Origin of the sequence: Mesorhizobium sp. M0410 (genome assembly GCF_040321435.1) — a bacterium.
GTDB lineage: Bacteria > Pseudomonadota > Alphaproteobacteria > Rhizobiales > Rhizobiaceae > Mesorhizobium.
Genome location: NZ_JAMYRN010000002.1, coordinates 80,443 through 92,674, shown reverse-complemented (window position 1 = coordinate 92,674; position 12,232 = coordinate 80,443). Strand labels below are relative to the sequence as shown.

10 protein-coding genes are annotated in these 12,232 nt (G+C 57.1%); all 10 read left to right on the top strand.

The annotated features are described in order from the left end of the window. Position 1 precedes the first annotated feature (1 nt). Positions 2 to 475 carry a hypothetical protein gene (locus NKI63_RS02535; protein WP_352820414.1) on the top strand — a complete coding sequence of 158 codons (474 nt, stop codon included), beginning with the start codon at positions 2 to 4 and terminating at the stop codon, positions 473 to 475. Between the two features lie 278 nt (positions 476 to 753). Beyond that, on the top strand, positions 754 to 1,239 hold the full coding sequence (locus tag NKI63_RS02530; RefSeq protein WP_352820412.1) for a hypothetical protein: 486 nt from the start codon (positions 754 to 756) through the stop codon (positions 1,237 to 1,239). Positions 1,240 to 1,755: 516 nt separating this feature from the next. Next, positions 1,756 to 2,565 carry a tyrosine-protein phosphatase gene (locus NKI63_RS02525; protein ID WP_352777357.1) on the top strand — a complete coding sequence of 270 codons (810 nt, stop codon included), beginning with the start codon at positions 1,756 to 1,758 and terminating at the stop codon, positions 2,563 to 2,565. After that, on the top strand, positions 2,565 to 3,353 hold the full coding sequence (locus tag NKI63_RS02520; protein ID WP_352692408.1) for a polysaccharide biosynthesis/export family protein: 789 nt from the start codon (positions 2,565 to 2,567) through the stop codon (positions 3,351 to 3,353). The genes NKI63_RS02525 and NKI63_RS02520 overlap by 1 nt, the downstream gene beginning before the upstream one ends. Positions 3,354 to 3,390: 37 nt before the next feature. After that, the gene (locus tag NKI63_RS02515; RefSeq protein ID WP_352777360.1) at positions 3,391 to 5,775 is read left to right on the top strand and encodes a GumC family protein; all 2,385 of its coding nucleotides are present in this window, start codon (positions 3,391 to 3,393) and stop codon (positions 5,773 to 5,775) included. Beyond that, positions 5,741 to 6,922, top strand: a complete 1,182-nt coding sequence (locus tag NKI63_RS02510) for a tetratricopeptide repeat protein (protein ID WP_352820410.1) — start codon at positions 5,741 to 5,743, stop codon at positions 6,920 to 6,922. The genes NKI63_RS02515 and NKI63_RS02510 overlap by 35 nt, the downstream gene beginning before the upstream one ends. Beyond that, positions 6,919 to 8,235, top strand: coding sequence for an O-antigen ligase family protein (locus NKI63_RS02505; protein WP_352820408.1), 1,317 nt, complete (start codon positions 6,919 to 6,921; stop codon positions 8,233 to 8,235). The genes NKI63_RS02510 and NKI63_RS02505 overlap by 4 nt, the downstream gene beginning before the upstream one ends. Before the next feature lie 305 nt (positions 8,236 to 8,540). Next, the gene (gene cysD, locus NKI63_RS02500) at positions 8,541 to 9,446 is read left to right on the top strand and encodes a sulfate adenylyltransferase subunit CysD (RefSeq protein WP_352478514.1); all 906 of its coding nucleotides are present in this window, start codon (positions 8,541 to 8,543) and stop codon (positions 9,444 to 9,446) included. A 2-nt stretch (positions 9,447 to 9,448) separates the two neighbouring features. Continuing rightward, a complete protein-coding gene (cysN, locus tag NKI63_RS02495) occupies positions 9,449 to 11,386 on the top strand; it encodes a sulfate adenylyltransferase subunit CysN (RefSeq protein ID WP_352820406.1) in 1,938 nt (645 codons plus the stop codon). 10 nt (positions 11,387 to 11,396) lie between these two features. Further along, positions 11,397 to 12,185, top strand: coding sequence for a 3'(2'),5'-bisphosphate nucleotidase CysQ (gene cysQ, locus NKI63_RS02490; protein ID WP_352702058.1), 789 nt, complete (start codon positions 11,397 to 11,399; stop codon positions 12,183 to 12,185). Positions 12,186 to 12,232 lie beyond the last annotated feature (47 nt).

Here is a 12,232-nt window from a genome sequence, read left to right as displayed (position 1 = left end):
ATTGTCGATCGGGAAGATGGTCGTACTTGCATTCATAGCGTTGGCGTTTGCGGGCGGCTTTCTTTTCATCGCTATCAACAAGGGAACGAATATTCGCGCACAGGCGTCGAAGCCGGTGGACGTCCCCACATCGTTCGATGGCAAGCTTGACGTCCAGTCAATCGACGATCTGCGGGTCGGTGGCCGCAAGATCGTGCTGTGCGGCGTCGCATTTGCTAAGCCCCAGTCAATGCGGGTCATGGTCACCGAAGCCATGCGCCGGGGCTATCAAGGACTCGCTTTGACATGCAAACCCGTAGGCTTGGGGACACCGTGCGACGGCAATGTCGCGCCAAAATTTCGTGACGCCGTCGTCGTGCAGTGCCTCGCCTCCGACGGCGCGGATCTGGCTGCGAAGCTCGTCGAGGCAGGCATTCTGTGCGGGCAGCCCGCGCAGGCGGGCTCGACCTATAAACCTTGCGCGCCGGGCTCGTAGCTCCTGCGGACCCGTGGCGTAGCCGTCGAAACGAAGGTGACGCCAGCGCCCCAAGGAACGCCGGATTGGCTCGCTGGCAAACGCGCTCTATTGTGGCCGACAGTAAAGATGATACATTTCGATATTCTAATGGTGTGTTCAATCAACCACACCGAAACCAAAAATTATCTCGCATTTGCGAAATGGGTTGGAATTGGCGCAGAAAGCTGTTACGCGCTTTTGAGTACCTTAGCGGTTGGGTGGGCCTCAGGTAACGTGGGACAGAAGGATTGATGCGGATGAATCTAGTTGTTAAAAGTGCGTTGGCCGGAGTTGTTGTGTTGGCCGGCTTCGCCCCGGTGTCGTCTTTCGCGCAGGATGGGTCGTGCACCTGTGCAACCGCCTATAACGGCGTAAATCCGATTGGATCGCTCGGCAGCGTCAATGGCGACGTGATGATCTCGCAGGTGGCTGGCTATGGCCCGGCGCAAGCGGGCGGCGCGCTTGATTTCGGCAGCCGTGTCGTGGTTGGCGCCAAGGGCTCGGCTTCGGTTCAGGTCGGTGGCTGCAATGTGAAGGTCCCGGCGAATTCGACGCTCGATATTTCGCGTGTCGAGAACAAGATTTGCCTCAATGTCCTAGGCTCTGAGAAGACCGCCCAGACGGGCAATCCTAACACAAACACCAATAACACGCCGCTCTTCATTTTTGGCGGCATGGCTCTTGGGGCTGGTGTTCTGGCTGCAACGGCGGATAAAGATCACGGCCACGCCGTTAGCGACTAAGTTGACCGCGTAGTAAATAACGCAACGGCAGCAGCGGCGTGTGACGCTTCTGCTGTGTTTGTGTTGGCGACAGAGCGAGCTTGGCGTGTATGCTGGTATCGCGCTGCCGCATCGGTCGGATCGCCTAAGCCAAGGCGACATGCGGATGTCTGAGGCTGGCGAACATGCCAGGATGAGGGGCGAAGCGCCAGTCTATCCAGGCAAATTTGTTGAATCGCAATCTTTTGCTGCTGCAAGTTGGTACAAGTTTCGGATACGAACGCGACGGTCAAGATCAATCCTGCGGAGGGCGGCATGTGTGTAGCGCTCGAAACATCAGGCGCAGCTTTTGCCGCTGTTGTGGCGCTGATCATCGGCCTGCATGATGACGACGACTCTGTCCGCCAGTAACCGGGACCTACCATCTATCGTATCGCATGAACTTGACAAATGCGTCATTCGCTGTCTTGCGGATGACGCATTTATACTTTTTGGGGATGACGTCGCCACGTTGCTTCGCTGCAGTCACAAACGCCCATGATCGATCTACATTCCCATATCTTGCCCGGCCTCGACGACGGCTCGCCCAGTCTTGTAGAATCACTGGAAATGGCTCGACTGGCGGTGGCCGACGGAACGACCCATATGGCGTGCACGCCACACGTGACACCCGGCGTATACGAAAACGGAACATCGAACATCGTTCGGGCGGTACAAGAGTTGCACCAGGCGCTGCGTAGCGCCGCAATACCACTTGCTCTCTACGTCGGTGCAGACGTTCACATAGCGCCGGATCTTCCGGACCAATTGGCGGCGGGCAGCGTGCCAACCTTAAATAGGTCGCGTTATTTTCTGTTCGAACCGCCGCATCATGTTCTACCTCCACGAATGGAGGATCTTGCCCTACGCCTGATAAACGCCGGCTTTATCCCGATTCTTACTCATCCGGAGCGTTTGACCTGGATCAAAACGAATTACGACGTTATCGAGAGGTTGAATGCGGTCGGCTGCCTCATCCAGCTTACCGCGGACTCGATTGTTGGTGCTTTTGGACGCACGGCGCTCTATTATTCGGAGAAGCTGATTGACGAGGGCAGGGTGGATATCATCGCATCGGATACTCATAGCGCAACGCGCCGCCGTCCGGGGCTTTCCAAGGCGGTTGCTGCTGCTGCCAAGCGATGTGGGGAAGACGAGGCCCGCAACATGGTGTTGAAACGTCCAGGCGAAATATTGGCGAACCGGCCCCTTGAGCCGATCGGAAAAGCACGTCCGAAAAACCCAACCGCCGGTAACGCCGGCCGTTTTGGAGGATTGGGCCGCCTATTCAAGGGCGGGACCGCGTGATGGGCATTTTTCATTTGGTAAAAAGCCACATAGGCATGGCACTCGTCTTGCTGGCTTCGCTTGCAACGTCGGCATGCACGAGCACCTCGTCGACGACACCTACTTCCTCGAGTGCGGTGGATGCGCTGCAATTGACGTCGTCATCGACGCCACTTTCAGGCGGCGGCGCGCTGAAAGTGGTGAAGGACCTGCCTCCGCCGCAGAACACCCAGAACGGCAACGAGCAGCCTTTGTCTCCGAACGATGTGCTCGAAGTGAATGTATTCCAGGTCGACAATTTGAGCCGAACAGTTCAAGTCGACTCCAGCGGCCAGATATCGCTTCCGCTTATCGGAACCATTACCGCGGCAGGCAAAACCGTTCGTCAGCTGGAGCAAGAGATCGAGACGGCCTACGGCGCCAACTACCTGCAGTCACCCGATGTGACGATCTTCGTAAAGGAGTCAATTGGGCAGCGCATAACAGTCGATGGCGAAGTCAACAGGGCCGGTATCTTTCCGGTAACGAGTAATTCCTCGCTTCTGGACGCGATCGCTCTGGCAGGAAATTTCAGCCCAGTTGGGGACGCAAGCAAGGTCTTCGTCTATCGCAATATCGGCCAGAATACCTTGGTCGCAAATTACAACGTGGAGGAAATTCGTGCCGGCAAGGCCCGTAACCCGCGGATCTACGGTGGGGACAAGGTCGTCGTCTTTGCTTCAAAATCGAAGATTGCCGTGAACAATCTCAAGGACGCGCTAGGCATAGCCTCCAGTGCCGCGCGAATTGCCGTCATCCCTGGGATATAGTTCGTAGCCGGTCAGTCGAATAGGATCACTCCGCACCATGCTCGATCGAAACAGGCAGCATCAAATTGCAGGTCCAGGACATGGCCAAGCCTTGTCCGCCGACCTCTATTATGACGGCGGGCAAAACTACAGCCCTTACGGTCGGGATTATTCGGAGCAGGAACAGGGCTTCAATCCACTCAAGCTGCTCTTCTACGTCGTCCAGTATCGGTGGCTGTTCGTCATTATGGCGGCAGCCGGGCTTGTCGCCGGTGTCATCATCACGATGATGCAGACGCCGAAATACCAGGCAACGACGCAATTGGAAGTGCTGGTCCCTTCGGCCAAGGTCTTCCAGGACATCGAGGTAGTTTCTGAAAATGCGGACGTGCGGGCTTTCCTGACCGCACGTGAAAAACTCAAGAGCCGCGCATTGGCGCAGCGTGTTGTGTTTCAACTGGGTCTCAGCGAAAAGCCGGATTTCCTTTTTCCCACGCCAGCCTTTTCCCTCAGCAATATTTTCTATCGCGCGTTCGGTATCTCCAAATCGCCTTCCTTTGAGGAGAAGACCCCAGAGGAGCGCGAGGAAATTGCCATCAAGCGTGTTTTGGACGACCTCACGGTCAACCTGGTCACCAACACGAGCCTGCTATCGATCACCTTCGTCGATCAGAAGCCGAAATATGCAAGCGATATCGCAAACCAGGTCGCGCAAAGCTTTATTGACCAACGCCTCGACCAGACCAGCGAGACATCCGACCTTGCACGACAGTTCATCCAGGAACAGGTTCTGCAGGTGAAGCAGAAGCTCCAGAAATCGGAAGAGGATCTGGTCGCTTACGCGAAGGATGCCGGCATCACGATAACCGGCGACGACAAGTCGCTGATAGGATCGAACATCGAGGCGCTGAATACCGCCCTTGCGACAGCGATCCAGGACCGTCTCGACGCAGGACGTGTGGTGGACCAGATCGATAAAGGCCGCGGTTCGAGCTTGGCCCCCGTCCTGGAAAGCGAAGGTTTGCAAAAGCTGAGTGAAAAGCTGGCGGATTTGACCAGCCAGTACCAGCAGAAGCTGGGCATTCTCAAGCCCGGTTTTCCCGAAATGCAGCAGCTTCAGTCCCAGATCAAGGAGTTGCAGCGGCTCTATAACAACGGCGTGCTTGCTATAACGGATTCACTGCGGCTGAAATATCAGGAGGCGCAGAACAAGGAGGCCGATCTCAAGTCTAAACTTGCTGAGATGGAAAAGCAGCAGGTCATCTTCAACGACAAGAACATTAAATACACAATTCTCAAACGCGAGGTCGATTCGAACCGATCGCAATATGACAATCTTATCGCCAAACTGAACGAAGTTGGTGTCAGCTCCGAGCTCAAGACGCAAAGTGCCGCAATCGTCGATTTCGCGTCACTGCCGGATCGGCCATATTCCCCGCGCTTGAGCATCAATCTTGCAATCGCGCTGGCCCTTTTCATGGCTCTGAGCGCGTCTGTCATTTATGTTATCGAACTGCTGAACAACACCTTCACCAATCCCGAACAGGTTGAAAAGGAGCTCGGCTTGGCGATGCTCGGCATCTTACCGCTCGTCGATGACCGGGAACTCATGGCCAGTATTGCCGATCAGAAGTCCGGCCTGTCGGAAGCCTATCGTTCGCTTCGAACATCGCTACAGTTTTCCGGTGCGGAAGGTGCCCCACGATCGCTGGTCGTCACGAGTTCGGAGCCTTCGGAAGGCAAATCGACCACATCGTTTAAACTCGGACAAGATTTTGCAGCACTCGGCGCAAGGGTTCTCATTGTCGACGGCGATCTCCGTAAACCAAATCTTCATCGCTTGTTTGGTCTCGACAATACGATCGGGCTAAGCAATCTGCTGACAAATACCGTGCGCAAGGAGGATCTGGCGAGCATCTTCAGGGCGACGAAATATCCCAACGTGACCGTTCTGACTTCGGGAACAATCCCTCCCAATCCTGCGGATCTGCTCTCCTCACCGAAGATGGCTCTGATAGTAACCAATCTCGGCAAGCGCTTCGATCTTGTCATTATCGATGCGCCGCCGATTGTCGGTCTTTCTGATGCTCCTATTCTCAGCCGACTGGCGGAGGGCACATTGATGGTCATCTCTACAAATCAGGTGACGCGCAAGTCGGCCAAGACCGCGTTGAAGCGCCTGCGAGCTGCTGGCGCGAACGTGGTCGGAGCCGCGATGTCAAAGTTTGCGGTGAACAAGTTCGACTACAATTACGCCTACAAATATATGAACTATCAGTATTATAACTACGGGACGGACACGAATACTCCCAAGATTGAGGGCAAAGTCGATGATGGAGCAAGCCAGCCCGCTTATGCTAAGTCTCCGACATTCAGTCGTTTGGTTCGTCGCATCCGTTCTAGTGTTGGTGGCTTCCTCGATCGGGCTAAGTCGATTTCTTGAAACAGAAACACCGGCTGTTTCTCTTGTGCTGGACCCGCTCAACACCGACGCATTGACAGCTGAAATCAGCAGTGACCTGAACGATACGAATAATGCTACCGATCTTGGTGCCTTGCTTGCCAAGGCCAAGCGCGCGCTCGCCTTCGATTTGGCCGATGCACGTCTCTATAGCCTGATTGGTGAGATCAAATACCGGCAAGGCGAAAAAGACGAGGCCTACCAGCTCTTCGATCAAGCCCGAAAATTGTCCAAGACAGAGATCCATGCGCTACAGAGGTCAATTGGCCGCAACATCGAAGCAGGTGATTTGCCCAAGGCCGTTGGCGAGATCGACATTTTGCTGCGCCGCTGGCCGGACCAATTTCCGGCGATCGCCGAGGGCATGCCGCCAATTCTCTCGAACCCCGATGGCTATCAAGCCGTGCTGACGGCCATCAGGGCGCAAGCGCCCTGGAGAGCCAGTCTGATCTACGCTCTTATCAAAACTCCTGAGCAGATCAATTTCGCAAATCGGCTGCTGCTCGATTTGACCGGATCAAGCGCACCACCGAATTCGAGTGAACTCACAGCCGCGATCAGCGGCTATATTCGTCAGAAGCAATATGAACCAGCCTATCGGCTGTTTCTTTTCACCCTGTCCGAGCAAGAGCGAAAATTAGGCGGATACATTTTTAACAGCACGTTCGAGCCGGTCCCCAGCGGCAAGCCCTTCGATTGGCAGGTTCCTGGTCAATCGGGCTTGGAAGTGACATTTGCAGCATCCCAGGATGCTGTGGAGGGCGAGGGTGGGGCAACGGTCCGGTTCTTGAACACCCCGGTCAAGAACACTGCCCTCCAGCAATATGTTCAATTGCCTCCAGGCTCGTATAAGATTTCCCTCGTTGCCTCTGCGCGAAACCTGAAGCTTCCAAAGGAATTGTTCTGGTCGATCAAATGTTTGGGGCCGGCTGGCGAAATAGCACGGTTCAACATCCCCGAGGGCACATATAACCGACAAAAGCTGAGCCAGGACTTCTCGGTTGTACCGACTGGCTGCCCCATGCAACTATTGACGCTGCAGACCGCCGCCATTGCCGAGAGCTGGCGATTTCGATATGTCGGCACCTTGATAATGCACAAATTGAGCGTTGAGAGACTTCCATCTTGAACGACCGGCCGTCGGAATGGGATAAATATCTCCTCGGCACGGTCTTGTTTGTATCGCTGCTGATCGGTGGTGGTACTGCGAGCGGCCTTTACACAGACACTCTGATCGAGGTCGCGGCGATAGTTTCGGCCGCGGCCGTCTTTTCGCAACCCCCCGGCCAGAGAATCGCCCGGCCTGTTCTGTGGCTGCTGGTCTTCGCCATGGCGTTGATCGTTTTGCAAATCGTCCCACTGCCGGCAGCCATATTCAACGGGTTGCGGCCGGAACTGTTGCTCGGAGATCCCTGGGTTGGAGAAAGCCGATTTCGCTTCATCAGTGTTGGGGTCGGCCGCACGGTCGAATGTCTGCTTTATCTTCTGGCCGCCGCAGCGTTTTTTTTGGCCGTATTGCGTTTGCGTGCCGAGCAGGTCAGCGCGCTCCTTCCGTTTTTCTTCATGGGTGTTATCTGCAATGGTTTGGCGGGAGCGATTCAATATTCGCTCTCCGACGACGTCGCTATTGTCGGGCTGTTGCCTTTTACGATCAATGCCGGCCTTTTTGCTAACGTAAATCATTTTTCGGCGTTGCTTTTTGTGTCTATTCCCTTCGTCGTCTATTATGGTCTGTTCCGCGGACATCTTTTGTCCGGATCCTTCGGCTTGATCGCCCTTTTGCTGCTTCTTTTGGCTGCCGGTTCTCGCGCCGGCGTCCTGATCGGTTTGGCGATCACCGTATTGTCTGTGGTCTTTCTCTCAGCTCGTTCGAGGGCGAGTGGGTTCGGCGTTCTCCTGATTTTTATCGCGCTTTCGATCTACACGATAAGCGCCTGGACCAAGCTGGATGCACAGGCGCTTGATCCGGCGTTCGGGCGAGGAGAATTTGCGCGAACCACAATCGAGGGCATCAAAGACAATTGGGCGACAGGCATTGGATTCGGGAATTTCCAGAAGGCCTATCAGATATACGAAAGAGCAGGCATGATTTTCAGGGAGTATGTGAACCATGCTCACAATGAATACCTTGAAATAACCTTCGAAGGCGGAGTTCCGGCTATCCTGCTGATGGTAGGGTATTTCGTGTTGCTTCTGGCTGCATTGGCTAGGGTTCGCCGTGACCCACTGCAGAAAGCGGCATTCCTCTCGGTATCTTTTCTTCTCATTCACTCGCTGGTTGACTATCCGTTGCGAACCGGTGCGCTGGCGATGACCTTTGCCTATATGAACGCCATCATCTTCCACAAAGGATTTGCGGAACGCTTGAGCCGCAAAAGCGAGATGATGGAGATCGATCACAACGGTGACAAGTTGCTTGTCCCCATCGGCACTTCGTCTTAACGACATCGTTGCCACGGCTGGTGTCGCCAGAACGTGGCGGACCGCTGTGAGGGGAGCCGGTCCTGGCTCTCGGGTTCCGAGGCTCAGGCAACATTTTCCTGCCCCTACCAAGTGCAATCGCTCGCTGAGCAGAAATTTCCCGAATTTATCGGCTGTATGGAAAAATCATTCTCGAACCATCCGCCGCCGGCTTGTCTTGCATTGTTCTGGACAGGAACGATCTGCTAGAACGCCCGCACGAATAGATTGTCCGGAAGTGCAGTCTGGCCCTTCCGTGGATCGGTACGAAAGAACGCTCACAGTCCATGAACATCGCACTTACGCACCTTCAGCGGCTTGAGGCCGAATCCATCCATATTTTTCGCGAGGTGGCTGCGGCCTTTGCCAAGCCGGTCATGCTCTATTCCGTCGGCAAGGATTCGTCCGTGCTCATGCACCTGGCGATGAAGGCATTCTATCCAGCCAAGCCGCCCTTTCCCTTTCTCCATGTCGACACGACCTGGAAATTCCGCGAAATGATCGCCTTTCGCGACCAGATGCAGCAAAAGCTCGGCTTCGACCTCCTAGTTCATGTCAATGAAGACGGCGTGCGCGACAACATCAATCCGTTCGACCACGGCTCCAACACCCATACGCATGTGATGAAGACGGTGGCGCTGCGGCAGGCGCTCGACAAATACGGGTTTGACGCTGCTTTCGGCGGCGCCCGACGCGACGAGGAGAAGTCGCGCGCCAAGGAGCGTATCTTCTCTTTCCGCAACGCCCAGCATGTCTGGGATCCGAAGAACCAGCGGCCGGAGATGTGGAAAATTTTCAACACCCGCATCGCTGCCGGTGAATCGATCCGGGTGTTCCCGTTGTCGAACTGGACCGAGCTCGACATCTGGCAGTACATTCTCCAGGAAGACATCCCGATTGTGCCGCTGTATCTGGCCAAGGAGCGGCCGGTCGTCGAACGTGATGGCATGCTTATCCTTAGGGATGATGAGCGCATGCAGCTGCGGCCCGGCGAAACAGTGGAGAACCGGATGGTGCGGTTCCGCACGCTCGGCTGCTATCCGCTAACCGGCGCGATCGACTCGGACGCCGACACGCTGGAGGCGATAGTCGGCGAAATGCTAACCGCGCGCACGTCCGAGCGGCAAGGTCGCCTGATCGACCGCGACGAAGCCGGCTCGATGGAAAAGAAGAAGCGCGAGGGGTATTTCTGAGTATGCGCCACATCATGGCCAAGAGCCTCGCCCCAACCGACGGCGTCCGCGACTATCTGGCGGCGCAGGAACGAAAGTCGCTGCTGCGCTTCCTGACCTGCGGCTCTGTCGACGACGGCAAGTCGACGCTGATCGGGCGCCTGCTTTCCGACACCAAGCAGATTTTCGAGGACCAGCTGGCCACGCTCGAGCGCGATTCACGCAAGCACGGCACCACCGGCGACGACGTGGACTTCGCGCTGCTGGTCGACGGCCTCGAGGCCGAGCGCGAGCAAGGCATCACTATCGACGTCGCCTATCGCTTCTTCGCCACGCCAAAGCGCAAGTTCATCGTCGCCGACACGCCCGGCCACGAACAATACACGCGTAACATGGCGACGGGTGCATCGACGGCGGATCTCGCCATCGTGCTGATCGATGCCCGCCAGGGCGTACTGCGTCAGACCCGCCGACATTCGATCATTGCGTCGTTGCTGGGCATCCGCCATATCGTGCTCGCCGTCAACAAAATCGATCTTGTCGGCTTCGATGAGGCGGTTTTTAAGCAGATCGTCGCGGATTACGGGCAGTTCTCTCGTGAGCTCGGCTTCCAGACGATCGTGCCCATTCCGATATCGGCCCGCTACGGTGACAACGTTACTGGCCGTTCCGATAGGACAGACTGGTATTCCGGCCCGACGCTGATCGAACATCTCGAAACCGTCTCGGTTGACGAGGCCGCGGTCGAACTGCCGTTCCGCTTTCCCGTCCAATATGTGAACCGTCCCAACCTCGATTTCCGCGGTTTCGCCGGCACCATCGCCTCCGGCTCGGTTGCGCCGGGCGACGAGGTGGTCGTCGCCAAATCCGGCAAATCCTCGCGTGTCAGGCGCATCGTTTCGCACGGCGGCGACCTTCAGCAGGCTATCGCCGGCCAGGCCATCACCGTTGTCCTCGACGACGAGGTCGAGATCTCGCGCGGCAATATGCTGGCATCGCCGGCAGCGCGGCCACAGGTCGCCGACCAGTTCGCCGCCAACATCGTCTGGTTCGATGAACATGCTCTGCTGCCCGGCCGCTCCTATCTCCTGCGCACCGAGACCGACCAGACCAGCGCCACCGTCACCGACCTGAAATACCGCGTTAACGTCAACGACTTTGCCCATGAGGCGGCCAAGTCGCTTGAAATGAACGAAGTGGGCATCTGCAACATCTCGACGCGGTCGCCGATCGCCTTCGATCCGTTTGCCGAAAACCGCACCACCGGCGCCTTCATTCTGATCGACCGCATTACCAATGCCACGGTCGGTGCCGGCATGATCCTGCATTCCCTGCGTCGCGCCGAAAACATCCACTGGCAGTCCCTCGATGTCGGCAAGCGCGCCCGTGCCGATATGAAGAACCAGCGGCCGGCCGTGTTCTGGTTCACCGGGCTTTCGGGTTCGGGCAAGTCGACCATCGCCAATCTGTTCGAGAAGAAGCTGTTCGCCACCGGGCGCCATACCTACATTCTGGATGGCGACAACGTTCGTCACGGCCTCAACCGCGATCTCGGCTTCACCGACGCCGATCGTGTCGAGAACATTCGCCGCGTCGCCGAAGTCGCGCGCCTGATGGCCGACGCCGGGCTGATCGTCATCGTGTCGTTCATTTCGCCGTTCAGCGCAGAGCGGCGCATGGCGCGCGAACTGATGGCCGACGGCGAATTCATCGAGGTGTTCGTCGACACACCCTTCGAGGAATGTGCCAGGCGCGATCCGAAGGGCCTCTATGCGCGGGCGTTGAACGGCGAAATCAAGAATTTCACCGGCGTCGATTCACCGTATGAGGTGCCGGAAAAACCCGAAATCCATCTCAAGACACTCGGCAGATCGGCCGAGGAGATGGTGGACGCCCTGGAACACTGGCTGAACGAGCGGGACATTGCCGAAGACCAATATGACAGCGGCGGCGGTATCTGACGACGAAGCAATGCTCGCCGTCTTCGAGCACCTTGCCTTGGCGGCGGGACGCGAGGTGATGCGCGTCTTTCGTGCCGGCTGTGCGGTCGACAGCAAGTTGGACAGTTCGCCGGTGACGGAGGCTGACCGCGAGAGCGAGAAGATTATTCTTGCCGGGCTGCGCGCCGCATTTCCCGAGATTCCGTGCGTGGCCGAGGAAGAAGCTTCGGCCGGCATCATGGCACCGGATCTCGGTGACGCCTTCTTCCTGATCGATCCTCTCGACGGCACCAAGGAGTTCGTCAACCGCAGGACCGATTTCACTGTCAACATAGCGCTGGTTCGCGATGGCGTGCCGGAGATCGGCGTTGTCTTCGCGCCTTGCACCGGCCGCTTCTTTTCCGGCCGGCCGGGCAAAGCGGAAACGATCAAGATTGATGACAACTATGTGATCGTCGATCGCCAACCGATTTCGGCAAGGGCCGGTATGATGCCGCTGACCGTCGTTGCCAGCCGCTCCCACAACACGCCGGAGACCGACGCCTATATCCGCGCGCTTGGCGCGGCCGAGATCGTCTCGGTCGGCTCGTCGCTGAAATTCTGCCTTGTCGCCGGCGCCGAGGCGGACGTCTATCCGCGCTTCGGCCGCACTATGGAGTGGGATACGGCCGCGGGTGACGCGGTGCTACGCGCTGCCGGCGGAATGACGCGCACGCTGGATGGTGCGCCGCTCGCCTACGGCAAGCGTAACCAGAGCGACGACGAGGATTTCGCCAACCCGCATTTTATCGCCAGCGGCAAGGCGGCTGGATCTGGCTAGACGATGACTGCGCAACCAAAGGAACGCGTCAGACCTGTCAGCGTTCC